The following is a 23,113-nucleotide window of genomic DNA, read 5'->3' as shown; positions in this document are numbered from 1 at the left end:
GTCCTTACGCCAGCGTCATCAGGGTGTCGCCGACGGAGACCGCATCGCCGGACTTCACCGCGATACCGCGTACCGTCCCGGCCTGCGCGGCGCGGATTTCGGTTTCCATCTTCATGGCTTCCAGAATCAGCAGCACATCGCCTTCGGCCACCGTCTGGCCCTCGGTGGCAATCACCTTCCAGATGTTGCCCGCCAGCGGCGCGGTGACCGGGGTGCCGGCGCCTGCGGGAGCGGCAGCCTGAACCGGTGCGGAAGAGGCTGCCGGAACAGCCGCAGTAAGCTGGCTGATATCGCCGCCGTCGCTGACCTTCACCACAAAGGCTTTGCCTTCCACTTCCACGGTGTAGATACCGGAAGCTGCAGGCTTCTCTGCTTTTGCCACCGGCTGCGCGGCTTCCGCCTGCGGCAGTGGCTCAAACGCCGCCGGGTTGTGGCGGTTCTCAAGGAATTTGAGGCCAATCTGCGGGAACAGCGCCACGGTGAGCACGTCGTCAATGGCGTTTCCCGCCAGAGTAATGCCCTTCTCCTGCGCCTGACGCCTGACGTCCGCTTCCAGTTCAGCCAGCTCCGGTTTGAGTAAATCCGCCGGGCGGCAGGTCACCGGAGCGCCCCCTTCCAGCACGCGGGCCTGTAACGCGGCGTTCACCGGCACCGGCGTGTGGCCGTATTCGCCTTTCAGAATGCCGGCCGTTTCTTTGGCAATGGTCTTGTAGCGTTCGCCCGTCAGCACGTTGAGCACCGCCTGGGTGCCGACAATCTGCGAGGTGGGGGTCACCAGCGGGATAAAGCCGAGGTCCTCGCGCACGCGGGGGATTTCCGCCAGCACCTGGTCGAGTTTGTCCGCCGCGTTCTGCTGCTTCAGCTGGCTTTCCAGGTTGGTCAGCATCCCGCCCGGTACCTGCGCCACCAGAATGCGGCTGTCGTAGCCCTTCAGCTGGCCTTCAAAGGCGTGGTATTTTTTGCGCACCTCGCGGAAGTAGGCGGCGATATTTTCCAGCTTCAGGATATCCAGCCCGGTGTCGTGCTCAGTACCTGCCAACGTCGCCACCAGCGCTTCGGTGGCCGGGTGGCCGTAGGTGGCGCTCATGGAGGAAATCGCCGTGTCCACGCCGTCGACGCCCGCTTCAATGGCTTTCAGCAGCGTCATCTCCGCCATGCCGGTGGTGGCATGACAGTGCAGGTGCAGGCGTACCTCAAAACGTTTTTTGATTTCGCTGACCAGCTCATACGCCGCCATCGGTGTAAGAATGCCGGACATATCCTTGATGGCAATCGAGTCAACGCCGGTTTCCAGCAGTTGCTCCGTTAAATCCAGCCAGGTCTGCAGGGTGTGCGCCGGGCTGGTGGTGTAGGAGAGCGTGCCCTGGGCGTGTGCGCCGTGGCTGCGCACCGCCTGCAGGGCGGTTTCATATTGCGCGGGTCGTTCATGGCATCGAAGACGCGGAACACGTCCATGCCGTTTTTGACGGCGCGTTCGACGAAGCGTTCCACCACGTCATCGGCGTAGTGGCGATAGCCGAGCAGGTTCTGGCCGCGCAGCAGCATCTGCAGGGGAGTCTTCGGCATGGCTTTTTTGAGCTCGCGCAGGCGCAGCCACGGGTCCTCGCCGAGAAAGCGGATGCAGGCGTCAAAGGTGGCGCCGCCCCAGCATTCGAGGGAGCCGTAGCCCACGTCGTCGAGCTGAGCGGCAATCGGCAGCATATCGTCAAGGCGCAGGCGGGTGGCGAACAGGGACTGGTGGGCGTCGCGCAGGACGACATCGGTAATGGCAACGGTCATGGATTCCTCCGTGAATTAAGGGTTAAGGCGGCGATGGTGGTGGATAGCGGCGGCAATCACCGGCTTTAAGCGGGCGAAGTCGTCCGCGGGCGCGGCGGCGGGTGCCGCCTTCGGTACCGGGACCGGTTCAGGGAAGAAGCGGTTGACGGCGGCGGACATGCCGCGGATGGCGAAAATCAGCAGGAACAGAAACGCCAGCACGAACCCCATGCCGAGGAACATCAGGGTGAAGCCTTCACCTAATAGCACCGAACTATTCATAATAAAGTCTCAAATTTAATAATCTAAAATAGAAAAGTAATATCAGGCATTAATAGAAGGGATAAAATATCGGTAGTAAAATCATACTAACGATAAAACAAACCAAACTAATCGCCAATCCGGGTTTTAAAAAATCTTTAAATTTAACATTCCCCGGGCCAATAATCATTGAGTTTGCTGTAATAGCCATTGGGGTACAAACAGCAACACTACTCGCAATAAAAACAGCAATAACAACTGCACGAGGGTCTGCGCCAATAGACTGTGCGATAGTCCATCCTACCGGGCATAACAACGTACATGCTGCAGTGTTACTCATAACTTGAGTCAAAGCCCATGTAAGTATCCACAATGACGCCATAATAATCATAACGCCAGAATCTCCGGTTACTGAAATAACGGCATTAGCAATCATTTCTCCAGCACCAGTAGAATTAAGCGCGGCTCCTAAAGGCATCATAAACGCAAGCATGAAAACAGTTAGTGTTTCAAAAGAATTAAAAGTTTCCTTTTGTGTCAAAACGCCAGCAAATACAAGAACAATAGCCGCACAACACGCAATAATATGCATTGGAGGCAGAAACTTAATATAATCAGTTGCCACCATTCCAGCGATAGACAGAATAAAAACGGCTAAAGTTAAATTTCTATGCCAGGCCGGAATTTGGCTATAATCCATTTGAGAATCAGATTGTGTATTTCCATCACGATCTGCGATGAGTTTTGAACCGAAGAAATAGAGAAATATAGAGCATGCAATCAGCAAAGGAATACCAATTTTAGCGTATTCGAAAAATGGCACCGACAGACTTCCCTTACTAAAAGTTTCAATAGTATTTTTAGCAATCAGATTTCCTGGCGAACCGATAATAGAAATATCAGCACCGATTGTTGCCCCAAAAACCAGAGGCATAAGAAGTTTAATAGGCTTAATCTGACTACTGGCGGCAATACCTAAAACAATAGGAATTAGCACAGCAACTGTTCCGCTATTAGAAACAAAGGCAGACATAACTCCACCAATAAGAAAAATCAATACACTAAGGCTTCTTTCTGTTTTAGCATATTTTAGTAAAATTTTACTTGATTGCCATGCCAAACCTGTTTTAAAAAATGCCGCACCGAGTACACACATGGCGACGATAAGAATAACATTCGCATTTACGATTGAAGCAAAAATATCCTTAGCATCGATAACACCGGTAAAATAAAGTGCCATTGGGACCATAAATGCAACTAATCCCATAGGAAGACGATCGCTAACAAAGATAATTATTGCAACCACTAAAACCAACAAAGTAATAATCGCTGGTGACATGTATACGTCCTTATATTATTAGGGTACAAAAACAACTCATTACAGTCATGAATACAACTGCAACAAGCATAAATCACATGTTATACTAAAATTACATCTAATTAATTTCTATTGAGAAAGAATACACTCACATAAATAACAACACTTACCCGACAAAGGCATAACATATTCTTACTGCTTTTGTTTCTGTTTAATCAAATAATTTCCTCTTAAAATCTGTCTGTGTATAATGCTACTTATATAAATGAAACTCATCCAATGCTAATAAGGTTGCAGCTTATGCAATATCGGCATCACCTCGAACTAACATGGCTCGAAGACTGTCTGGCTCTAAAAGAAACGTTGAATTTCTCAAAAGCGTCTGCCTCAAGATATGTGACTCAACCCGCATTTAGTCGTCGGATACAATCTCTCGAAGAATGGGTGGGTACGCCCCTTTTTGAAAGAAGTAAACGGGGAGTCACCCTTACCAAGGCCGGAGAAGTATTTACAGACCAGCTTCCCGAACTGATCCACTCCTTGTACACATTGAAAAGTGATACCCTTGAGGCCGCAGGTAATAAACAACCCAGTCTTGTTTTTTCAGCAACGCATGCTTTGTCTTTCTCTTTTGTACCGCATTTGTTAAAACAGAGTGATAAAATTGCAAAATTTGGTTCATTTCGTCTTTTATCTGACTCATTGAATGCGTGCGAAAAAATGATGCGGCAGGGAGATTCACAATTTTTGCTGTGTCACCATCACCCACATATGCATCTAAATTTAAATAAAAATAACTTTATGAGCATTCGTCTTGGGTTTGATACATTAATTCCATTCAGTAAACCAGACTCAGAAACGTTAAAACCGTTGTGGAATATAAATAATAAGATTCAATTCCCTTACCTTTCTTTTTCATCACAATCAGGTCTGGGAAGAATAATAGCAAATACAGCGTCTATTAACAGAATTACCCATAATATAAATGTTGCCTTTGTGGCCGATCTGGCAGCAACACTATTGGCAATGGTCAGATCTGGCGATGGTGTTGCCTGGATACCTCAAAGCCTTGCCAGGCAAGATATAGAGGCTAAAACTATTGTTACTGCAGCGGAAAAAGAAAGTAATTTATGGGTACCCATAGAAATAAGACTTTATAGACCAGCCAAGAGAATGCCTCCAGATGCCGAAGAGCTATGGGAAATTTTTGTTGAAGAACAAATATAATTATTTAATTGTAAAATGTTCTTTAATATAATCCTCAATGAATTTAATTAACGCTCTGGTTGCATATGATAAATATTTATCTTTCTTCCAGGCCAAACCAATCGTAACATAAGTCGGCTCAGTCATGGCCTTGGTTATTACTTTTTCGGCTTTAAGATCGACAGCGTCCAAAATGAAAGAAATTCCTTCATTTTTAGCAACCAGATCTATGTTGGTTTGAACCCTGTTTGATGATAGAAAAATATGTGTATGAATTCCTCGCTTTGTACATTCTTCAATAATCGTTTTTCTATGCCAGGAATCTTTTTTCATTAGTATCAATGGCTCATATTGTAGATCTTCCCAATCGATACTATCCTTTTTTGCCAGAGGATGTTTATCTGACATACATACCACGTGCTGCTGAGTCATTAATGGTACCGTAACTAATTCTTTTGGACAGTCATTAATAATAACAATAGCAAGATCCAGCTCTCCAGCAGAAAGTTTATCATGTAAACCAAAAGTCCCCTCTTCAACAAGAGAGAGTTCCATCTCTGGATAAATCTCTCGGAAATGCTTGAAGAGCGGTGAAAAAAGAAACAAACTTATCATCGGTGGGATCCCCAAAGTTACTATGCCACCATTTTCATTACGATAATCTTTCATTTCCGCTACGCTATTTTTTAACGCAATAAGGATAGGTTCAATTTTTTGTAAGAAAAACATGCCCTCCTCAGTAAGGACAAGTTTATTTTTCTTTCTATCAAATAATGTCACCCCTAATTCAGTCTCTAACTTCTTAATAGCAATGGTGATATTAGGTTGAGAAACAAAATGCCGCTCAGCAACTCTGGTTAAGTTACCTAACAAAGAAGCGCTTACAAAATATTCTAATTGTCTAATTTCCATCTATTTTCCACTACTATAAATAAAATTTATCATTTAATAAAAATAACATATTTCCTTCCTACAATGAATACGAATATCATGAAAATGTGATCAATGGATAAAACAATGCAACATAGCACTGGAGGGAGTATGAGTCGTATATTAAATACAGAAATTATCATTCCGATTATCGAAAAACTTGTAAAAAAAGCTTGTTATGAACTGGATGATAATCTCATGTGTTCTTTTCGTAAAGCATATGATAAAGAAGAGTCAAAGATCGGCAAGGAAACCATTAAGATATTAATTGATAATGGAGAGTATGCAAAAAAAGAACAACTTGCATGCTGCCATGATACCGGCACTTGTATCGTTATAATGGAAATTGGACAACATGTATGCTGGGAAGGTAAGCCGCTTAAAGATCAGGTGAACCAGGGTGTTCGCCAGGGCTATGAAAATGGATACTTAAGAAAATCCATGGTTGCAGATCCATTAGAACGTATTAATACTAATGATAATACTCCTGCAATTTTACATACTGAAATTGTTGATGGTGACCGAGTGACAATTACCGTTATGCCAAAGGGCGGCGGTAGCGAAAATATGGGAACTTTTAAAACATTGCTTCCCGGCGATGGTATTGATGGTATAAAAGATTTTGTTCTGGAAACTGTCCGTCGTGTAGGAGGCAATCCATGCCCTCCTTATATTATTGGTATCGGCGTTGGCGGTACAATGGATCACTGTTCGTGGATGGCGAAGAAAGCATTATTACGCCCTCTTGGTGAGTTCAATGCTAAACCACTTTATGCCCAGCTCGAAGCTGAATTATTAGAGGCCGTGAATAATACAGGGATCGGCCCTTTAGGTATGGGCGGGCGTATTACGGCGTTAGGCGTGCATGTCGATTACTATCCTTGCCATATCACTGCACTGCCAGTCGCAATCAATTTCCAATGTAATGCAAGCCGCCACGCTAGTGAAATCATTTAATACCTGGAGAAGCTATGATGGAATTAACATTACCATTGACTAAAGAGAAAGCGAAAACTCTTAAGGTCGGCGATATATTATTTCTCACTGGATTTGCTTACACCTGCCGTGACGCCGCGCATAAAAAAATCGAAGTAGCGCTTAGTAACGGAGAAAAATCACCAGTCGATTTTCAAAACCAAACAATTTACTATGCTGGCCCCTGCCCTGCCAGACCTGGTTTACCTATTGGCTCCAACGGTCCTACAACGGCCGCGCGTATGGACCCATTTGTAGAAATGATGTTTCAACAAGGGGCAACTGCGTTTCTTGGCAAAGGCGATCGTGCTGATTATGTCGCTGAGCTTTGTAAAAAATACGGTGGGGTTTCGCTACTCGGGATTGGAGGAGCGTCTGCAATTAATACAAAACATGTTAAATCAGTAGAAATTGTTGCCTACGAAGAATTAGGAACAGAATCCATTAAGAAGTTATATTTTGACCGCTATAGAGTCATTGTAGGAATTGATTCGGAAGGAAATACTCTCCAGAAGCAGGAAGTACCTAAGTACGCCAAATAATAATACATTAATATTGGTAATACCGGTCCGGTAGGCTGTTACCGGACCAATATGTTTTCTATCCTGCACTTCACTACAGGATAGAAACTAAACTTAGCCGCGACGGGCTTTTACCGCTGCCGACAACTGACGAAGCAGCGCATCGGTATCTTCCCAGCCAATACAGGCGTCAGTAATGCTTTTACCGTAGGTCAGCGGCTGACCGCTTTCCAGACTCTGGTTTCCTTCTACCAGATGACTCTCTACCATCACGCCAATAATCGCTTTTTCACCGCCCGCTATCTGCTGGCAGACATCGGCGCAAACCTCCATCTGCTTTTGAAATTGCTTACAGGAGTTGGCATGGCTGAAATCGATCATGACCTGCGGCGTCAGTCCCGCTTTGGTGAGGCCTTCTTTCACCTCAGCAACATGCTGCGCGCTATAGTTTGGCGCTTTACCGCCGCGCAGAATGATATGGCAGTCGCCGTTGCCGCTGGTATTCACAATCGCCGAATGACCCCATTTAGTGACGGAGAGGAAGCAATGCGGCGCGCCGGCGGCGTTGATGGCGTCAATGGCGACTTTAATCGTGCCATCAGTACCATTTTTAAAACCGACCGGACAAGAGAGGCCAGACGCCAATTCGCGATGAACCTGGGATTCAGTAGTCCGCGCGCCAATGGCGCCCCAGCTCATCAGATCGGCCAGATATTGCGGCGTGATCATATCGAGGAATTCGCCGGCGGCAGGCAGGCCGCTGTCGTTAATATCCAGCAGCAGTTTGCGCGCAATACGCAGACCGTCGTTAATCTGGAAGCTGTTATCCATGTGCGGATCGTTAATCAGCCCTTTCCAGCCGACGGTGGTACGCGGTTTCTCAAAATAGACGCGCATGACAATTTCAAGCTCGCCTTGAAGCTCATCGCGTAGCGCCAGCAAACGGGCGGCATACTCTTTCGCCGCTGCCGGATCATGAATTGAACAAGGACCGATCACCACCAGCAGACGATCGTCATTGCCTTTGAGAATTTTATGGATGGCTTTGCGCGCGTGAGCAACGGTATTTGCTGCATTTTCCGTGGCGGGAAACTTTTCCAGCAGCGCGACCGGAGGTAATAACTCGTTGATTTCTTTAATGCGTAAATCGTCGTTCTGATAATTCATGTTTATTCCAGTGTTGCCGTACTTATCCCAATGAATGCAATCCCTCCAATCTATCTCTTCAATTAAATAGTGTAAACGGGCTTTTACACTTTGAACGGAATAATCCTGGAATTCAGGAAAAAAACGCACAAATGTAGCGAAAAATGGGATCTAATCTACACTTTTTAACTGTAACCACTCTGTTTATGAATTATTGCAAGATTCTCTGCTGCGTTAACCCGCGGCGGCGAACGCTTTTTATCCCTTATTTGAGGATTTGACTGACACGTGCACTGTTGGAAGAGGTTATCCGACATATCCACCATAACAGGAGCATCTTATGAAAATGACAAAACTGACTACGCTTTTACTGACCGCTACCCTCGGCCTTGCCAGCGGCGCAGCGTTAGCTGCTGAATCTAACGCGCAATCCAGTAATGGCCAGGCGAACTCGGCGGCAAATGCCGGTCAGGTTGCCCCGGACGCCCGCCAGAATGTAGCGCCGAATGATGTGAATAACAACGACATCAATACCAACGGCAATACTAACAGCACGATGCAGCATCCAGACGGTTCAACCATGAATCATGACGGAATGACCAAGGATGAAGAGCATAAAAATACCATGTGTAAAGACGGTCGCTGCCCGGATATTAATAAAAAAGTGGAAACCGGTAATGGCGTCAATAATGACGTGAATACCAAAACCGACGGTACCACACAGTAATGCAAAAAAAAGTCTGATAACGGGAGAGCTTTCGCTCTCCTTTTTATTTTATCAGCGAAAAATCAGTATGATGTCTACAGTATTGATGAGAATAACAAAGGAATGACGTTATGGCGCACTCACACTCTCATGCCGATTCACACCTGCCGAAAGATAATAATGCTCGTCGCCTGCTTTTCGCCTTTATCGTCACTGCCGGATTTATGCTCCTTGAGGTGGTGGGCGGGATACTCTCCGGCTCTCTGGCGTTGTTGGCGGATGCGGGACATATGCTCACCGACGCGGCGGCCCTTCTCTTTGCGCTGCTGGCGGTTCAATTTTCCCGTCGTCCCCCGACTGTTCGCCACACTTTTGGCTGGCTAAGACTCACCACACTGGCGGCCTTTGTGAATGCCATTGCGTTGGTGGTCATTACCCTTCTCATTGTCTGGGAAGCGATAGAGCGCTTTTACACGCCACGTCCGGTGGCGGGCAATCTGATGATGGTGATTGCGGTTGCGGGTCTGCTGGCGAACCTGTTTGCGTTCTGGATTCTCCATCGGGGAAGCGATGAAAAAAACCTGAACGTGCGCGCTGCCGCGCTACATGTGATGGGCGATTTGCTGGGTTCCGTCGGCGCAATAGTCGCCGCGTTGATCATTATCTGGACAGGCTGGACGCCAGCGGACCCGATTCTCTCTATTCTGGTTTCGGTACTGGTGCTACGCAGCGCCTGGCGTTTGTTAAAAGATAGCGTCAACGAATTGCTGGAAGGCGCGCCGGTTTCACTGGATATTAATGCCTTACAGCGCCATTTAAGTCGGGAAATCCCCGAAGTCCGCAACGTACACCATGTGCATGTCTGGATGGTCGGCGAAAAACCGGTCATGACGTTGCACGCTCAGGTCATTCCGCCACACGACCATGATGCGCTGCTGGAACGTATCCAGGATTTCCTGATGCACGAATACCATATTGCGCACGCTACGATTCAGATGGAGTATCAAGTGTGTCACGGCCCGGACTGTCATCTGAATCAGACATCGTCCGGGCATGTTCATCACCATTAACGGGAAAGCGCGCGCGATCCTCGCTCCCGCGCGCTGTTTATCCACAGGCGGCTACCGTTCACGGCGATAAATGTCAGGATCAGATATTCCAGCGACATCGCATAGACGCCCTGCAAAGCAAAAATCACCACACTGATCACGTTGATTATCACCCACAGGAGCCAGTTTTCGACATATTTGCGTGTCATCAGAATCATCGCCACGATAGACAGCACCATCATGCAAGAGTCCCAGAACGGGAAAGCGTCCGGTTGCAGTACGGGCATTGTCACCTGTAACCCCAGCATCTGCATAATGGCGACGGCCACGCGCGTCAGGACGGCGAATACGGGATCGATATATCGCGTCATCAAACCGATAGCTATCACACATATCGCCAGCCATGCCATTGCTTTTGGCAACGGCAGCCAGCGGATTTTAAGCTCGGCTTGATTATCCTTTGTTTGCCGCGACCACGCATACCAGCCATAAATATTGGCGGCAAAGAAAAAGAGTTGCAGCAACAGGCTGGCATAAAGCTGGATCTGAAAGAAAATAATCGCAAACAGGGTAACGTTAACCAGTCCAAAAAAGTAGTTGCTGATCTTCTCCAGACTGGCAAGCCAAATACAGAGCAGGCCGGCGATGGTTCCTACCGCTTCGATCCACGAGAGATCGTACCCGCCAGCGCCAATCGGAATATGAATCAGTATGTTGTGCGTACTAAAAAAATCCATTCTCTCCCCCAAAGATTTCCGTCTTTACGCCCGAAGTGTAGCCGCAAAATCCAGCATCCGGTTGAGCGGCAGTAATGCGCCCTCGCGTAGCGCCGCATCAACCTGTATTTCATGCGCCGCGCCTCCCTGCTCCAGCCCTTCAGCAATGGCTTTCAGGCCATTCATCGCCATCCACGGACAGTGCGCGCAGCTACGGCAGGTCGCCCCCTCGCCAGCCGTGGGCGCTTCAAGCAGTTCTTTTTCAGGCACCGCCTGCTGCATTTTGTAGAAGATGCCGCGATCGGTCGCCACGATAAGCTGTCTGTGCGGCAGCGTTTTTGCCGCCTTAATAAGCTGACTGGTGGAGCCCACCGCATCGGCCATCTCGACAATGGACTGCGGCGATTCAGGGTGAACCAGAAGAGCGGCATCGGGATAGATTTTTTTTAAACGGGTCAACGCCTGAGTTTTAAACTCGTCATGCACGATACACGCTCCTTGCCAGCACAGTACATCGGCCCCGGTCTGTTTTTGCACGTAATTCCCCAGGTGTCTGTCCGGCGCCCAGATAATTTTTTCCCCCAAACTATCCAGATGCTCAATCAGTTCTACGGCGATACTGGAGGTCACAACCCAGTCCGCACGCGCTTTAACAGCAGCCGAGGTGTTAGCATAGACCACTACGGTTCTGTCAGGGTGCGCATCACAAAAAGCGCTAAATTCGTCTATTGGGCAGCCTAAATCCAGCGAACATTCCGCCGCCAGGGTAGGCATAAGAATGGTCTTTTCCGGGCTGAGGATTTTGGCGGTTTCCCCCATAAACCGTACGCCCGCTACCAGCAGCGTGGATGCGGCGTGCTTCGTGCCGAAACGGGCCATTTCCAGTGAGTCGGAAATACAGCCGCCGGTTTCTTCTGCTAACTGTTGAATTTCCGGATCGGTGTAGTAGTGCGCCACCATGACGGCATTGCGCTCTTTGAGCAACCGCTTGATTTTCTCACGATAAAATTGCTTTTCGTCGTCGTTCAACGGCGTTGGTTTCGGCGGGAACGGGTAGATTGCGGCTTGTGGGTCAAACATTACGCTCATCGTGGCTTCTCGTTTTACTGACTTAACGAAACAACCGAATGAAAGCGTAATAAACGCCACAATCGGTTAATTTGTTTTATATGCTAAACAAGATAGCTGATTCAATAAGGAAAGTCACAATAATTACGTAGCCCCGTATCTGATGGCGGCGTAACGTCTTATCTGGCCTACGTGAGCGGTGCCGTCTGTAGGCCTGATAAGCGCAGCGCATCAGGCAAGACCCGAACCTGCGACAGGTTCGAATCTTCCATATTGCAGATAGCAAAAAGGCGCCGCCAGCGCCCTCTTTTACATTGGTGGGTCGTGCAGGATGACTCGCTTCGCTCGCCCTTCGGGCCGTCGCCGTAAACGGCTCCGTTGTCTCACTGCATGAGACCCGAACCTGCGGCAGGTTCGAATCTTCATATTGCAGATAGCAAAAAAGCGCCTTTAGGGCGCTTTTTTACATTGGTGGGTCGTGCAGGATGACTCGCTTTGCTCGCCCTTCGGGCCGTCGCCGCAAGCGGCTCCGTTGTCTCACTACGTGAGACCCGAACCTGCGGCAGGTTCGAATCTTCCATATCGCAGATAGCAAAAAAGCGCCTTTAGGGCGCTTTTTTACATTGGTGGGTCGTGCAGGATGACTCGCTTTGCTCGCCCTTCGGGCCGTCGCCGCAAGCGGCTCCGTTGTCTCACTACGTGAGACCCGAACCTGCGGCAGGTTCGAATCTTCCATATCGCAGATAGCAAAAAAGCGCCTTTAGGGCGCTTTTTTACATTGGTGGGTCGTGCAGGATTCGAACCTGCGACCAATTGATTAAAAGTCAACTGCTCTACCAACTGAGCTAACGACCCCTTGGATAAGGGTTACTGCTTCAATCATTCAGGATGGTGGGTCGTGCAGGATGACTCGGCTTCGCCTCGCCCTTCGGGCCGTTGCTAAAGCAACGTTAACCTTCACGTTCTCTACCAGTTACCACCTTGTATATTGGTGGGTCGTGCAGGATTCGAACCTGCGACCAATTGATTAAAAGTCAACTGCTCTACCAACTGAGCTAACGACCCATACGGTGGGACTACCTGAAATATTTTTACTCGGCACCAATTAGAAAATTGGTGGGTCGTGCAGGATTCGAACCTGCGACCAATTGATTAAAAGTCAACTGCTCTACCAACTGAGCTAACGACCCGAGTGGTGGGTGATGACGGGATCGAACCGCCGACCCCCTCCTTGTAAGGGAGGTGCTCTCCCAGCTGAGCTAATCACCCGATACTACGCTGGATATTACTGACTAACCGAAGTTAGTGGTGTGCAGGATGACTCGGCTTCGCCTCGCCCTACAGGCCGTTGCTGACGCAACGTTATCCTTCACGTTTTATTCTCGTTTCCACCGAACGATTGGTGGGTCGTGCAGGATTCGAACCTGCGACCAATTGATTAAAAGTCAACTGCTCTACCAACTGAGCTAACGACCCACTTTTGCGTTGCTTTCGAGTTGTTTAATATCCCGTGGCAACGGCGGCATATATTACTGATTTCAGATTTGAGCGCAACAAAAATTTCGACGCAGAGGGCTCAACTGCTTAGGAATCGCACGACGCGACCAGAAAAAAGGCGTTTTCTGGTCGCATGGTACGCATTACATCGCGTTAAGACGCTTCTGCGCCTGTTTCGCGCCATCAGTGCCTGGATATTTGTTAATCACCTGCTGATAAACTGCTTTCGCTTTTGCCGTATCACCTTTGTCCTGCATGATAACGCCAACTTTGTACATCGCGTCCGCAGCCTTCGGCGACTTAGGATAGTTTTTTACTACCGAGGCGAAATAATAGGCGGCGTCATCTTTTTTACCCTTGTTGTAATTCAACTGGCCCAGCCAATAATTGGCGTTCGGCTGATAAGTAGAATCAGGGTATTTCTTGATGAAGTTCTGAAACGCCACAATCGCATCATCCTGGCGAGACTTATCCTGCACCAGCGCAATTGCCGCATTGTAATCGGTATTCGCATCGCCACTTTGTACCGGCGCCCCTGAGGTTGCCGTACCGGCATCCGGGGCGGGGGTCGCAGTGGTTGCCGCCCCGCTCTGGTCACCAGCTGCTGGCTGCGCTGCGCCGCCATTATTTAAGCTCCCCAGCTGCAGCATAATTTGCTTCTGGCGCTCCATCACCTGATTCAGTTGATACTGATTTTCCTGGATTTGGCCGCGCAAAGAATCGATATCGGACTGATTATCGGAGAGCTGCTGCTGAAGTTGGGTTAAAAGCTGGCTGTGAGCGTTAGAGATACGCTCAAGTTGAGTGACGCGGTCTTCGACCGAGCCTGAGCCGACACTACTGATTGGCGCCTGAGCAAAAGCGGCCCAGGGGGCCGCTATGCCAACCAGTAACGACAGACTCAACAGGTGATGTCTGAAGTTACTGCTCATGCAATTCTCTTAGTAAACCAGTACAGCGCGACGGTTCTTAGCGTAAGCCGCTTCGTCGTGGCCCAGTACGGCAGGTTTTTCTTTACCGTAAGAAACGATGGAGATCTGGTCAGCGGAAACGCCTTTACCCTGCAGGTACATTTTAACGGCGTTAGCACGACGCTCACCCAGGGAGATGTTGTACTCCGGAGTACCGCGTTCGTCCGCGTGACCTTCTACGGTGACTTTGTAAGACGGGTTGCTACGCAGGAAGTTAGCGTGCGCATCCAGCATTGCCGCGAAGTCAGAACGGATATCGTACTTGTCGAGATCGAAGTAAACGATGTTGTTCTGCTGCAGCTGCTGCATCTGCAGACGCGCTTGCTCTTCAGATGACATGTTGCCGTTGCCGTTAGCGTCCATACCAGTGCCGGCGCCGTTCAGCATACCGCCTTCGCTACCGTCATTGCTGGCGTTCTTGTTGGAAGAACATGCCGCGATTGCCATAACAGGCAGGGCAATCATCAGGCCCTTCAGCACTTTGTTCAGTTGCATTTCTTTAATTCCTTTAGTAATCAATTAATTATTATCACAGATACGGCGACCAGGCAGGCGATTTCACCTGACCATCAGTTGCCGGAAGACGCGCTTTGAAACGCCCATCTGTAGAAACCAAATTCAGCACAGATCCCATCCCCTGAGAAGAGCTGTAGATTACCATCGTGCCGTTAGGTGCCAGACTTGGCGTTTCATCCAGGAACGTTGACGACAGAACCTGTACGCCACCCGTCACCAGATCTTGTTTGGCAATGTGCTGCTGCCCGTTATTTGAGCTTACCATTACCATAAATTTACCGTCGCTGCTGACATCCGCATCCTGGTTTTGCGAACCTTCCCAGGTAATACGCTGCGCCGCACCGCCGTTAATGTTCATTTTATACACTTGCGGACGTCCAGCCTGGTCAGAGGTAAAGGCCAGAGTCTGGCTGTCCGGGAACCAGGTCGGCTCCGTATTGTTGCTACGGCCGTCCGTTATCTGACGAATCTGACCGGAGGCGAGATCCATAACGTACAGGTTCAGACTTCCGGTTTTCGATAACGCGAACGCCAGTTTCGTCCCATCCGGCGAGAAGGCCGGCGCGCCGTTGTGACGCGGGAAGGACGCAACCTGACGCACTGCGCCGTTTGCCAGCGTCTGGATAACCAGCGCGGAGCGACCGCTTTCAAATGTCACGTAAGCCAGTTTTGAGCCGTCCGGAGACCACGCCGGAGACATCAACGGCTGCGGAGAACGGTGCACCACAAACTGATTGTAACCATCGTAATCCGACACACGCAGTTCATACGGGAACTGACCGCCATTAGTCTGTACCACATAGGCGATACGAGTACGGAACGCGCCCTTAATGCCCGTCAGTTTTTCAAAGACTTCGTCACTGGCGGTATGACCTGCATAACGCAGCCACTGCTTGTTCACTTTATAAGAATTTTGCGCCAGTACAGTCCCCGGCGCGCCGCCAGTGTCAACCAGCTGATAAGCAACATTGTAGGAACCGTCCGGATTCGGCGTTACCTGTCCAACGACGACGGCATCAATACCCAGCGCAGACCATGCGGTAGGCTGAACTTCCTGAGCGGTGGCTGGCTGCTGCGGCAGTCGGGACCGGTCTAGCGGATTAAATTTACCGCTATTGCGTAAATCTGCCGCCACGATGCCACCGATATCTTCAGGCGCAGCGCCCGGTCCGGCCCATTTAAAAGGCACAACGCCAATCGGTCGCGCCGAGTCCACCCCCTGGGTGATCTCGATACGGACTTCTGCGTGCAGCACCGCCGCCCACAGCATCAGAAAACCAAATGCTACTCGTAATGCCTGCTTCATCATATCTCCCATACCTGGGCCTGCGACCCACGATAATTTAGCAGAATGTTAACAAACTCAAATACACAAAACCACCAGGACCAGTAACAACTCAACTGCTCTAACTTCCATAAAGAAAAGTATCTACAGTTTAAAGTCTAGTTTGGCATCCTTTATTTTCTCATAAACAGCCTGGCTTGGCGGTTTAGGAATTTTCGCGGTTTTTGCCGCCATTAACGCCGCCTGACAAAGCGCCGGATCGCCGCCCTCAGACGTAATGCTTTTTAATGAGCCATCCGGCGCCAGGCTAATATGCAAGACACATTGTTTGCCCTGATACAGGCTCGCATCGTACAGACGGCTCTGAATGGCGACCTGAATCTGTTTCGCGTAGGCGCTGATATCAGCGCCTGTCGCCCCACCGTTAGCGCCCGATGTACCGCTATCTTTCGATGGCTGACCATTCCCTTTCGCGCCGCCGCCGGTTTTCGGCGCATTCTTACCCGAGCTGAGATCGCCAAGCAGATCGTCGACGCCTTCTGCGGCGGCCGCTTTTTCGGCAGCCGCTTTCTTCTTAGCGTCCGCCGCTGCTTTCGCCGCCGCGGCATCCGCTTTCTTCTTCGCCTCCGCCGCCGCTTTCGCCGCCGCGGCATCCGCTTTCTTCTTCGCCTCCGCCGCCGCTTTCGCCGCCTCGGCATCCGCTTTCTTCTTCGCCTCCGCCGCCGCTTTCGCCGCTTCGGCTTCCGCTTTCTTCTTCGCCTCCGCCGCCGCTTTCGCCGCTTCGGCCTCTGCTTTCTTCTTCGCGTCCGCCGCCGCTTTCGCCGCTTCGGCTTCCGCTTTCTTCTTCGCGTCCGCTGCCGCTTTTACCGCTTCGGCTTCCGCTTTCTTCTTCGCGTCCGCCGCCGCTTTCGCCGCCTCGGCCTCCGCTTTTTTCTTCGCGTCCGCCGCCGCTTTCGCCGCTTCTTCGGCCTGTTGCTGCTGCTGTTGCGCCAGTTTTGCCGCTTCTTCAGCCTGCTTTTGCTGCTCCTGAGCCGCTAAACGTTCTTTCTCAAGTTGTTTCAACCGCTCCTGTTCAGCAGCCTGCTTCTGCTGCAGCTCCTCTGCTTGCTGCTGTTGCAGCTTTTTACGCTCTTCTTCCGCGCGTCTGGCGCTGGCCTGTTGATCCTGCTGACGGTTGTACTGCTGCACAACGGCGCCAGGATCGACCATCACCGCGTCGATAGCGGAACCACCGCCGCCGCCGGCAGAAGCCTCTATATGCTCATCAAACGAACTCCAGATCAGCACTGCAAATAAGATGATATGCAGCACGGCTGAAATAATTATCGCCCGTTTGAGCTTGTCGTTTTGTTCGGTTGCCTTTGACACTCTCGGTTCCCAAAAAACTGTTCGCCTGTTACTCGCCGTCTTTCAAGCCAACGGGACGCAGACTTCAGATTGGCTGCGTCATTAAGCCAACCGATTTTACGCCCGCGCTGTGTAACAAGTTCAGCGCTTTAATTATTTCATCGTACGGCACCTCTTTCGCGCCGCCGATTAAAAAGACTGTTTTCGGATTAGCCTGCAGATGACGCTTTACTTCTGCGATCACCTGTTCAGACGGCAGTTGATCCATTCGATCTTTATCAACCACTACGCTGTATTGCCCTACTCCGGAAACCTCAATAATGACCGGTGGATCGTCGTTACTACTGACCGCCTGCGACTGATTCGCCTCGGGCAAGTCGACTTCCACGCTCTGGGTAATGATCGGCGCGGTTGCCATAAAGATCAGCAGCAGCACCAACAGTACGTCGAGCAGCGGTACAATATTGATTTCGGACTTAAGTTCGCGACGACCTCGTCCACGCGTTCTGGCCATGGCTTACCCCTTGTTGCTTTCGCTTACGGTAAACGCCTGGCGGTGCAGAATCGCGGTGAACTCTTCCATAAAGTTGTCGTAATTCAGTTCCAGCTTGTTCACGCGCTGATTCAGTCGGTTGTAAGCCATAACCGCAGGGATGGCGGCAAACAGACCAATCGCCGTGGCAATCAATGCTTCGGCAATACCCGGCGCAACCATTTGCAGAGTCGCCTGTTTCACCGCGCCCAGGGCGATAAACGCATGCATAATCCCCCATACGGTGCCAAACAGACCGATATAAGGACTGATAGAGCCTACCGTGCCAAGAAACGGGATATGCGTTTCCAGCGTTTCCAGCTCTCGGTTCATGGAGATGCGCATCGCACGCGACGCCCCCTCTACCACTGCCTCCGGCGCATGGCTGTTGGCGCGATGGAGCCGGACAAACTCTTTGAACCCGCTATAAAAGATTTGTTCCGAGCCCGACAGACTATCGCGTCTCCCCTGGCTTTCCTGGTACAGACGCGATAGTTCGATTCCGGACCAGAATTTATCTTCAAACGCTTCCGCCTCACGCGCAGCGGCGTTCAGAATACGCGTTCGCTGGATAATGATGGCCCAGGATGCTATTGAAAAACCAATCAAAATCAACATGATAAGTTTAACCAGAAGGCTTGCCTTCAGGAACAAATCAAGGATATTCATGTCAGTCACTGCTTAAACTCCGCGACAATAGACTTAGGAAGCGCACGAGGCTTCATTTTGAGTGGATCAACGCAAACAATCAGAACCTCTGCTTCATTTAGCAGCGTGTTCTCTGCGTTGACAATGCGTTGCGTGAAAACCAAAGCGGTGCCACGCATTGACGTAATTTCTGTTTGAACTTCAAGCATATCGTCGAGCCGCGCAGGCGCATAGTATTCCAGCGTCATCTTGCGCACCACAAAGGCGACCCGCTCCGCCAGCAGCACCTGTTGGCTGAAGTGATGGTGACGCAGCATCTCCGTGCGCGCTCTTTCATAAAAAGCGACATAGCTGGCGTGATAAACCACACCGCCGGCGTCCGTGTCTTCGTAATAAACTCGAATTGGCCATCGAAACATATACTTATTCATCCCTGCAGCCTCTTTGTTGGCGTCATCCGCTTGCCGCCGTAATGCCTCAAGAATGCCGTTGTATATCGCCTTGTATTCACTTTACATCCCGGTAATGCAACAAAAGTAGAGCTTTTAAACGTTGCTACTATACGCGTGGGAATGAGGCTTGGGAATGGGGGGAAGTTAAGGGAGAGTAAAAATATATGGGCTTATGCAAGCCCCTATATTTTTAAGGAGGTTTCTTATTCACAAGAAGAAGAAAATCAGGCCGACGATAAGGACGATATCCGCAAGGAGCGGACAAAAAATCCCTTGCCAGTGTACGGATTCAGGGCGAAAACCCACACCGTGGATTATGCCTGCGCAAACCGCCCACATCAGCAATAATCCGTGCCAGATTTCAAGCGTGCTGGTCCTGGCGGCAAACCGTGACGGGTCCCAGAACATACATCCTGCCAGCACTATCGCCATCACGAAGGAAAGCGCCCTTAACGGGCGCTTGTCCATTACCGCATAAATATACTTCATCCTCTAAGCTGCCTCTTTGTTGGCTGCGGCTGCACACCCCAGTCACTTACTGATGTAAGCTCCTGGGGATTCGCAGCCTTGCCGCCGCGATGCAACTTAAATGATTTTGTATATTGCATAGCGACAATATGAATCATTAGCTTTCTTCTTGACCGGTTTTACCCGCTTCAACGTGCTCAAGCGCCAGGGCGGTAATGATCCCGAATGCACAGGCAAGAAGCGTTCCCAGAATCCATGCGAAATACCACATTTTAAGCTCCTTACTTAGTACAGAGAGTGGGTGTTGCTTTCAATATGTTCTTTAGTGATACGACCGAACATTTTCCAGTAACACCAGCTGGTGTAGATCAGAATGATCGGTACGAACACCGCCGCAACCCAGGTCATCAGGTTCAGCGTCATCTGGCTGGATGTCGCATCCCACATGGTCAGGCTGGCATTCATCATCGTGCTGGACGGCATCACAAATGGGAACATAGCGATACCCGCCGTCAGAATAATGCAGGCCAGGGTCAGCGAAGAGAACAGGAATGCCCACGCGCCTTTCTCCATACGGGAAGTCAGGATAGTCAGCAGCGGCAGAACCACGCCCAGAGCCGGAACCAACCACAGGATCGGAGCATTATTAAAGTTCACCAGCCAGGCGCCAGCTTCACGCGCCACTTCTTTAGTCAGCGGGTTAGAGGCGGCATGATGATCAATCGCGGATGTCACGACATAACCATCAATACCATACATTACCCAAACGCCCGCCAGCGCAAAGCACACTAATGTCACCAGCGCCGCAATCTGCGAGGTGGCGCGCGCGCGCAGGTGCAGTTCGCCAACGGTGCGCATTTGCAGGTAAGTCGCCCCCTGCGTGATGATCATCCCTACGCTTACGATACCCGCCAGCAGACCAAACGGGTTCAGCAACTGGAAGAAGTTACCGGTGTAGTACAGACGCAGATACTCATCCACGTGGAACGGTACGCCCTGCAACAGGTTGCCAAAGGCCACGCCAATCACCAGCGGCGGCACAAAGCTACCGATGAACACGCCCCAGTCCCACATGTTGCGCCAGCGCGGGTCTTCAATCTTGGAACGGTAATCAAAACCGACCGGACGGAAGAACAAAGACGCCAGCACCAGGATCATCGCCACATAGAAACCGGAGAACGCCGCGGCGTAAACCATCGGCCAGGCAGCAAACAACGCACCGCCCGCGGTGATCAACCACACCTGGTTACCGTCCCAGTGTGGAGCGATAGAGTTAATCATAATTCGACGTTCGGTGTCGTTACGACCGAGGAAACGGGTGAGCATCCCCACCCCCATGTCGAACCCATCGGTGACAGCGAAACCAATTAGCAAAATGCCAACCAGCAGCCACCAGATAAAACGTAGTACTTCATAATCGATCATTTGACGACTCCTGTCTTAGCGTGCCGGCTGAGAAGTCACGGTGGACTGCTCAAAGTGATAGCGACCGGTTTTCAGGCTGCTTGGGCCAAGGCGTGCAAATTTGAACATCAGGAACAATTCTGCCACCAGGAACAGGGTATACAGGCCGCAAATCAGGAACATGGAGAACAGCAGATCGCCCACGGTCAGCGATGAGTTCGCTACGGCTGTCGGCAACACTTCGCCGATCGCCCACGGCTGACGACCATACTCGGCGACGAACCAACCTGCTTCAACCGCAATCCACGGCAGTGGAATACCGTATAGCGCCGCGCGCAACAGCCATTTTTTCTCACCGATGCGGTTACGAATCACGCTCCAGAAGGAAAGTGCGATGATCGCCAGCAGCAGGAAGCCGCACGCCACCATGATACGGAAAGCGAAGTACAGCGGCGCAACGCGAGGAATGGAATCTTTCGTCGCTTGCTGGATCTGCGCTTCGGTCGCGTCAGTCACATTAGGCGTATAGCGTTTCAGCAGCAGGCCGTAACCGAGATCTTTCTTCATGCTGTTGAACTGGTCGCGAACGGCCTGGTCGGTAGAACCGGCGCGCAGCTGCTCCAGCAGTTCATAGGCTTTCATCCCGTTACGGATACGCTCTTCATGCTGAACCATGAGATCTTTCAGGCCAATAACCGGCGTGTCCACGGAACGCGTAGCGATAATACCGAGCGCATAAGGGATCTGAATCGCCAGATGGTTTTCCTGTTTGTCCTGGTCAGGAATACCGAACAAGGTAAAGGAGGCCGGAGCAGGTTGCGTTTCCCATTCAGCTTCAATCGCAGCGAGCTTGGTTTTCTGCACGTCGCCCATTTCGTAACCGGATTCGTCGCCGAGTACGATAACGGACAGTACGGCAGCCATACCGAAGCTGGCGGCAATAGCAAAGGAGCGTTTAGCAAAGGCGAAGTCACGACCTTTCAGCATGTAGTAAGCGCTGATACCGAGGATGAACATCGCGCCGGTGACATAGCCGGACGCCACAGTGTGAACAAATTTCACCTGTGCTACCGGGTTCAGCACCAGTTCAGAGAAGCTCACCATTTCCATACGCATGGTTTCGAAATTGAAATCCGCAGCGATTGGGTTTTGCATCCAGCCGTTCGCTACCAGAATCCACAACGCGGAGAGGTTGGACCCCAGAGCCACCAGCCAGGTGACGCACATATGCTGAACTTTACTCAGACGATCCCAGCCGAAGAAGAACAGACCTACAAAGGTGGATTCGAGGAAGAAGGCCATCAAACCTTCGATGGCCAGCGGCGCACCGAAGATGTCCCCAACATAGTGGGAGTAGTACGACCAGTTTGTCCCGAACTGGAACTCCATGGTCAAACCGGTAGCCACACCCAGAGCAAAGTTGATACCAAACAACTTGCCCCAGAACTTGGTCATATCTTTATAAATCTGTTTGCCGGAAAGGACGTATACCGTTTCCATAATGGCCAGCAGGAACGCCATACCGAGCGTTAGCGGCACAAACAGGAAGTGGTACATCGCGGTCAAGGCAAACTGTAAGCGCGACAGTTCGACTATATCTAACATCATGACTCCTTGCTCATCGCATGAAGACTCCGAGAGTGAACCCCGTTAGAAAGGGTCACACGCATGCCCCAATACAAATTTATTTGCGGCCTTCCATCGTACTATCCCCTCGGGAAGGAAACAGTAATGATGAAAAGTTACAAACATGTTAATAAAAAACCCAAATTGATCCCGCAAATATATTACGCCGTAAAACCCTTACAATAAACAGGTTTTTAGTGGGTCAGATTTGCTTTTTTCGACAGCGATCAATTTATGGCTAATCTATCGCTTTTCAGGGAATTTGATCACGGACAATTTAACCAGTTTTGATGCTCTTTTCCAACATTTAAATATTGATTAAAATCAATTTTTGAAGTTAATGTTAATAATGTTTATTCATTGAATGCATGGTGAATTTTTTGTTAACTTTTTGTTTTTGCAAAGAGTAATTTCAAACCCCCTGTAAAAATAGACTTATTCGATAAGGCTAAACATTTTGTGCGTTTTTTACTGCCCCGCATCCAGTAAAAAACATTCCACATTGATGTTCAATTATTGCTAAATAGCTCACAGATTTTTTCTGCAGGTTATCAATACTTATTATTTTATACATTTAGTCTATTTTTATTTTACTTATAATTAACACAGCAAAGAAACTATCTCATTGCACACGCGCCATCATCCCACCGGGATTACCCTGCCCCAACTTCCCTTTCCCGACGACTAATGGCCAGGCTCATCTTGCCAGGTTA

The 23,113-nt window shown here is 50.0% G+C and carries 22 protein-coding genes, 5 tRNA genes, 1 pseudogene and 27 other annotated features; of the genes and pseudogenes, 5 read left to right on the top strand and 23 right to left on the bottom strand.

The window, feature by feature from the left end; all coding sequences use genetic code 11:
- Positions 1-4: 4 nt before the first annotated feature.
- From dcoA to STM0765, 3 genes and pseudogenes are all read right to left on the bottom strand, one after another.
- Positions 5-1,779, bottom strand: a pseudogene (gene dcoA / locus STM0767) (pseudogene; frameshift relative to Klebsiella pneumoniae oxaloacetate decarboxylase alpha chain (OADA) (SW:P13187)).
- 15 nt (positions 1,780-1,794) lie between these two features.
- Positions 1,795-2,040: an oxalacetate decarboxylase: gamma chain gene (gene dcoC / locus STM0766; protein ID NP_459746.1), complete on the bottom strand. Its 246-nt coding sequence runs from the start codon at positions 2,038-2,040 to the stop codon at positions 1,795-1,797.
- A gap of 49 nt (positions 2,041-2,089) precedes the next feature.
- The gene (locus STM0765) at positions 2,090-3,337 is read right to left on the bottom strand and encodes a putative cation transporter (RefSeq protein NP_459745.1); all 1,248 of its coding nucleotides are present in this window, start codon (positions 3,335-3,337) and stop codon (positions 2,090-2,092) included.
- 243 nt (positions 3,338-3,580) lie between these two features.
- On the opposite strand from STM0765, the gene STM0764 reads away from it, so the two are divergent.
- A complete protein-coding gene (locus STM0764; RefSeq protein ID NP_459744.1) occupies positions 3,581-4,564 on the top strand; it encodes a transcriptional regulator, lysR family in 984 nt (327 codons plus the stop codon).
- Here STM0764 and STM0763 read toward each other — a convergent pair whose 3' ends face one another.
- Positions 4,565-5,416: a transcriptional regulator, lysR family gene (locus STM0763; protein NP_459743.3), complete on the bottom strand. Its 852-nt coding sequence runs from the start codon at positions 5,414-5,416 to the stop codon at positions 4,565-4,567.
- Positions 5,417-5,577: 161 nt separating this feature from the next.
- Positions 5,578-5,583: a ribosome-binding site (putative RBS for STM0762; RegulonDB:STMS1H001068), on the top strand.
- Here STM0763 and STM0762 point away from each other — a divergent pair.
- Both STM0762 and STM0761 read left to right on the top strand, forming a co-directional pair.
- The gene (locus STM0762; protein ID NP_459742.1) for a fumarate hydratase, alpha subunit occupies positions 5,578-6,430 on the top strand. Within the gene, positions 5,585-6,430 belong to an annotated coding region; the region does not span the whole gene. It overlaps the preceding feature by 6 nt.
- A gap of 7 nt (positions 6,431-6,437) precedes the next feature.
- Positions 6,438-6,443, top strand: a ribosome-binding site (putative RBS for STM0761; RegulonDB:STMS1H001067).
- The gene (locus STM0761; RefSeq protein NP_459741.1) for a fumarate hydratase Class I anaerobic occupies positions 6,438-6,990 on the top strand. Within the gene, positions 6,445-6,990 belong to an annotated coding region; the region does not span the whole gene. (Overlaps the previous feature by 6 nt.)
- A gap of 93 nt (positions 6,991-7,083) precedes the next feature.
- Here the strand turns inward: STM0761 and aroG are convergent.
- The gene (aroG, locus tag STM0760) for a 3-deoxy-D-arabinoheptulosonate-7-phosphate synthase (DAHP synthetase, phenylalanine repressible) (RefSeq protein ID NP_459740.1) occupies positions 7,084-8,258 on the bottom strand. Within the gene, positions 7,084-8,136 belong to an annotated coding region; the region does not span the whole gene.
- Positions 8,142-8,147, bottom strand: a ribosome-binding site (putative RBS for aroG; RegulonDB:STMS1H001066). It overlaps the preceding gene by 6 nt.
- Positions 8,202-8,226: a protein binding site (putative binding site for TyrR, RegulonDB: STMS1H000392), on the bottom strand.
- Positions 8,223-8,231 (bottom strand) — a -10 signal (putative -10_signal for aroG; RegulonDB:STMLTH004701). It overlaps the preceding feature by 4 nt.
- Positions 8,250-8,258, bottom strand: a -35 signal (putative -35_signal for aroG; RegulonDB:STMLTH004701).
- A gap of 185 nt (positions 8,259-8,443) precedes the next feature.
- Positions 8,444-8,449, top strand: a ribosome-binding site (putative RBS for ybgS; RegulonDB:STMS1H001065).
- Here aroG and ybgS point away from each other — a divergent pair.
- Positions 8,444-8,842, top strand: a protein-coding gene (ybgS, locus tag STM0759; protein NP_459739.1) for a putative homeobox protein. Within the gene, positions 8,456-8,842 belong to an annotated coding region; the region does not span the whole gene. Its footprint overlaps the feature before it by 6 nt.
- Positions 8,843-8,939: 97 nt before the next feature.
- Positions 8,940-8,945: a ribosome-binding site (putative RBS for ybgR; RegulonDB:STMS1H001064), on the top strand.
- Positions 8,940-9,891, top strand: a protein-coding gene (gene ybgR, locus STM0758) for a putative CDF family transport protein (RefSeq protein NP_459738.1). Within the gene, positions 8,953-9,891 belong to an annotated coding region; the region does not span the whole gene. Its footprint overlaps the feature before it by 6 nt.
- Here the strand turns inward: ybgR and pnuC are convergent.
- The 18 genes from pnuC to cydA all read right to left on the bottom strand — a co-directional run bounded on the left by pnuC (position 9,888) and on the right by cydA (position 22,559).
- Positions 9,888-10,619, bottom strand: a protein-coding gene (gene pnuC / locus STM0757; protein NP_459737.1) for an NMN family, nucleoside/purine/pyrimidine transporter. Within the gene, positions 9,888-10,607 belong to an annotated coding region; the region does not span the whole gene. The two genes, ybgR and pnuC, sit on opposite strands and share 4 nt — an antisense overlap.
- Positions 10,614-10,619, bottom strand: a ribosome-binding site (putative RBS for pnuC; RegulonDB:STMS1H001063). It overlaps the preceding gene by 6 nt.
- Positions 10,620-10,631: 12 nt before the next feature.
- The gene (gene nadA, locus STM0756; protein NP_459736.1) for a quinolinate synthetase, A protein occupies positions 10,632-11,686 on the bottom strand. Within the gene, positions 10,632-11,675 belong to an annotated coding region; the region does not span the whole gene.
- Positions 11,681-11,686 (bottom strand) — a ribosome-binding site (putative RBS for nadA; RegulonDB:STMS1H001062). (Overlaps the previous gene by 6 nt.)
- A gap of 753 nt (positions 11,687-12,439) precedes the next feature.
- Positions 12,440-12,512, bottom strand: a tRNA-Lys gene (gene lysZ / locus STM0755).
- Between the two features lie 137 nt (positions 12,513-12,649).
- A tRNA-Lys gene (lysY, locus tag STM0754) sits at positions 12,650-12,722 on the bottom strand.
- Between the two features lie 52 nt (positions 12,723-12,774).
- Positions 12,775-12,847 (bottom strand) — tRNA-Lys (gene lysW / locus STM0753).
- Positions 12,848-12,853: 6 nt separating this feature from the next.
- Positions 12,854-12,926, bottom strand: a tRNA-Val gene (gene valT, locus STM0752).
- 134 nt (positions 12,927-13,060) lie between these two features.
- A tRNA-Lys gene (lysT, locus tag STM0751) sits at positions 13,061-13,133 on the bottom strand.
- A 100-nt stretch (positions 13,134-13,233) separates the two neighbouring features.
- Positions 13,234-13,252 (bottom strand) — a protein binding site (putative binding site for FIS, RegulonDB: STMS1H000149).
- Between the two features lie 42 nt (positions 13,253-13,294).
- The gene (gene ybgF, locus STM0750) for a putative periplasmic protein (RefSeq protein NP_459735.1) occupies positions 13,295-14,092 on the bottom strand. Within the gene, positions 13,295-14,083 belong to an annotated coding region; the region does not span the whole gene.
- Positions 14,087-14,092: a ribosome-binding site (putative RBS for ybgF; RegulonDB:STMS1H001060), on the bottom strand. Its footprint overlaps the gene before it by 6 nt.
- Positions 14,093-14,631, bottom strand: a protein-coding gene (gene pal / locus STM0749) for a tol protein required for outer membrane integrity (protein ID NP_459734.1). Within the gene, positions 14,093-14,617 belong to an annotated coding region; the region does not span the whole gene.
- Positions 14,626-14,631 (bottom strand) — a ribosome-binding site (putative RBS for pal; RegulonDB:STMS1H001059). Its footprint overlaps the gene before it by 6 nt.
- A 20-nt stretch (positions 14,632-14,651) precedes the next feature.
- Positions 14,652-15,961 (bottom strand): tol protein required for outer membrane integrity gene (gene tolB, locus STM0748; RefSeq protein ID NP_459733.1). Within the gene, positions 14,652-15,944 belong to an annotated coding region; the region does not span the whole gene.
- Positions 15,956-15,961: a ribosome-binding site (putative RBS for tolB; RegulonDB:STMS1H001058), on the bottom strand. It overlaps the preceding gene by 6 nt.
- Positions 15,962-16,067: 106 nt before the next feature.
- The gene (gene tolA / locus STM0747; RefSeq protein NP_459732.1) for a tol protein, membrane spanning protein occupies positions 16,068-17,304 on the bottom strand. Within the gene, positions 16,068-17,291 belong to an annotated coding region; the region does not span the whole gene.
- Positions 17,299-17,304, bottom strand: a ribosome-binding site (putative RBS for tolA; RegulonDB:STMS1H001057). Its footprint overlaps the gene before it by 6 nt.
- 51 nt (positions 17,305-17,355) lie before the next feature.
- Positions 17,356-17,796, bottom strand: a protein-coding gene (tolR, locus tag STM0746; protein NP_459731.1) for a tol protein, role in outer membrane integrity. Within the gene, positions 17,356-17,784 belong to an annotated coding region; the region does not span the whole gene.
- The gene (tolQ, locus tag STM0745; protein NP_459730.1) for a tol protein, membrane-spanning inner membrane protein occupies positions 17,788-18,494 on the bottom strand. Within the gene, positions 17,788-18,480 belong to an annotated coding region; the region does not span the whole gene. The genes tolR and tolQ overlap by 9 nt, the downstream gene beginning before the upstream one ends.
- Positions 17,791-17,796: a ribosome-binding site (putative RBS for tolR; RegulonDB:STMS1H001056), on the bottom strand. Its footprint overlaps the gene before it by 6 nt.
- The gene (gene ybgC, locus STM0744) for a putative esterase (protein NP_459729.1) occupies positions 18,477-18,893 on the bottom strand. Within the gene, positions 18,477-18,881 belong to an annotated coding region; the region does not span the whole gene. Before ybgC ends, tolQ begins: the two co-directional genes overlap by 18 nt.
- Positions 18,489-18,494, bottom strand: a ribosome-binding site (putative RBS for tolQ; RegulonDB:STMS1H001055). (Overlaps the previous gene by 6 nt.)
- Positions 18,888-18,893, bottom strand: a ribosome-binding site (putative RBS for ybgC; RegulonDB:STMS1H001054). It lies within the gene ybgC.
- Before the next feature lie 216 nt (positions 18,894-19,109).
- The gene (gene ybgE, locus STM0743; protein NP_459728.1) for a putative inner membrane lipoprotein occupies positions 19,110-19,406 on the bottom strand. Within the gene, positions 19,110-19,391 belong to an annotated coding region; the region does not span the whole gene.
- Positions 19,401-19,406, bottom strand: a ribosome-binding site (putative RBS for ybgE; RegulonDB:STMS1H001053). (Overlaps the previous gene by 6 nt.)
- 121 nt (positions 19,407-19,527) lie before the next feature.
- Positions 19,528-19,648, bottom strand: a protein-coding gene (gene ybgT, locus STM0742) for a putative outer membrane lipoprotein (protein ID NP_459727.1). Within the gene, positions 19,528-19,641 belong to an annotated coding region; the region does not span the whole gene.
- Positions 19,643-19,648, bottom strand: a ribosome-binding site (putative RBS for ybgT; RegulonDB:STMS1H001052). (Overlaps the previous gene by 6 nt.)
- A 7-nt stretch (positions 19,649-19,655) precedes the next feature.
- Positions 19,656-20,808 (bottom strand): cytochrome d terminal oxidase polypeptide subunit II gene (gene cydB, locus STM0741; RefSeq protein NP_459726.1). Within the gene, positions 19,656-20,795 belong to an annotated coding region; the region does not span the whole gene.
- Positions 20,803-20,808 (bottom strand) — a ribosome-binding site (putative RBS for cydB; RegulonDB:STMS1H001051). Its footprint overlaps the gene before it by 6 nt.
- Before the next feature lie 2 nt (positions 20,809-20,810).
- Positions 20,811-22,559 (bottom strand): cytochrome d terminal oxidase, polypeptide subunit I gene (cydA, locus tag STM0740; RefSeq protein NP_459725.1). Within the gene, positions 20,811-22,379 belong to an annotated coding region; the region does not span the whole gene.
- Positions 22,385-22,390 (bottom strand) — a ribosome-binding site (putative RBS for cydA; RegulonDB:STMS1H001050). Its footprint overlaps the gene before it by 6 nt.
- Positions 22,452-22,463, bottom strand: a protein binding site (putative binding site for ArcA, RegulonDB: STMS1H000019).
- Positions 22,524-22,532 (bottom strand) — a -10 signal (putative -10_signal for cydA; RegulonDB:STMLTH004699).
- Positions 22,551-22,559, bottom strand: a -35 signal (putative -35_signal for cydA; RegulonDB:STMLTH004699).
- A gap of 94 nt (positions 22,560-22,653) precedes the next feature.
- Positions 22,654-22,678: a protein binding site (putative binding site for FNR, RegulonDB: STMS1H000159), on the bottom strand.
- A gap of 45 nt (positions 22,679-22,723) precedes the next feature.
- Positions 22,724-22,746: a protein binding site (putative binding site for FNR, RegulonDB: STMS1H000169), on the bottom strand.
- Positions 22,747-23,113 lie beyond the last annotated feature (367 nt).

Origin of the sequence: Salmonella enterica subsp. enterica serovar Typhimurium str. LT2, assembly GCF_000006945.2 — a bacterium.
GTDB lineage: Bacteria > Pseudomonadota > Gammaproteobacteria > Enterobacterales > Enterobacteriaceae > Salmonella > Salmonella enterica.
Note: the sequence above shows the minus strand (reverse complement) of the source record. Positions and strands in the feature narration are given on the sequence as shown.

Excerpts from the sequence above, each read along its gene's own strand:
- tolB (NP_459733.1), bottom strand. The coding sequence starts at position 15,944 with ATGAAGCAGGCATTACGAGTAGCATTTGGTTTTCTGATGCTGTGGGCG.
- dcoC (NP_459746.1), bottom strand. The coding sequence starts at position 2,040 with ATGAATAGTTCGGTGCTATTAGGTGAAGGCTTCACCCTGATGTTCCTC.
- STM0761 (NP_459741.1), top strand. The coding sequence starts at position 6,445 with ATGATGGAATTAACATTACCATTGACTAAAGAGAAAGCGAAAACTCTT.
- nadA (NP_459736.1), bottom strand. The coding sequence starts at position 11,675 with ATGAGCGTAATGTTTGACCCACAAGCCGCAATCTACCCGTTCCCGCCG.
- pnuC (NP_459737.1), bottom strand. The coding sequence starts at position 10,607 with ATGGATTTTTTTAGTACGCACAACATACTGATTCATATTCCGATTGGC.
- ybgF (NP_459735.1), bottom strand. The coding sequence starts at position 14,083 with ATGAGCAGTAACTTCAGACATCACCTGTTGAGTCTGTCGTTACTGGTT.
- ybgS (NP_459739.1), top strand. The coding sequence starts at position 8,456 with ATGAAAATGACAAAACTGACTACGCTTTTACTGACCGCTACCCTCGGC.
- cydA (NP_459725.1), bottom strand. The coding sequence starts at position 22,379 with ATGTTAGATATAGTCGAACTGTCGCGCTTACAGTTTGCCTTGACCGCG.
- ybgC (NP_459729.1), bottom strand. The coding sequence starts at position 18,881 with ATGAATAAGTATATGTTTCGATGGCCAATTCGAGTTTATTACGAAGAC.
- cydB (NP_459726.1), bottom strand. The coding sequence starts at position 20,795 with ATGATCGATTATGAAGTACTACGTTTTATCTGGTGGCTGCTGGTTGGC.
- pal (NP_459734.1), bottom strand. The coding sequence starts at position 14,617 with ATGCAACTGAACAAAGTGCTGAAGGGCCTGATGATTGCCCTGCCTGTT.
- aroG (NP_459740.1), bottom strand. The coding sequence starts at position 8,136 with ATGAATTATCAGAACGACGATTTACGCATTAAAGAAATCAACGAGTTA.
- tolR (NP_459731.1), bottom strand. The coding sequence starts at position 17,784 with ATGGCCAGAACGCGTGGACGAGGTCGTCGCGAACTTAAGTCCGAAATC.
- ybgE (NP_459728.1), bottom strand. The coding sequence starts at position 19,391 with ATGAAGTATATTTATGCGGTAATGGACAAGCGCCCGTTAAGGGCGCTT.
- ybgR (NP_459738.1), top strand. The coding sequence starts at position 8,953 with ATGGCGCACTCACACTCTCATGCCGATTCACACCTGCCGAAAGATAAT.
- STM0762 (NP_459742.1), top strand. The coding sequence starts at position 5,585 with ATGAGTCGTATATTAAATACAGAAATTATCATTCCGATTATCGAAAAA.
- ybgT (NP_459727.1), bottom strand. The coding sequence starts at position 19,641 with ATGTGGTATTTCGCATGGATTCTGGGAACGCTTCTTGCCTGTGCATTC.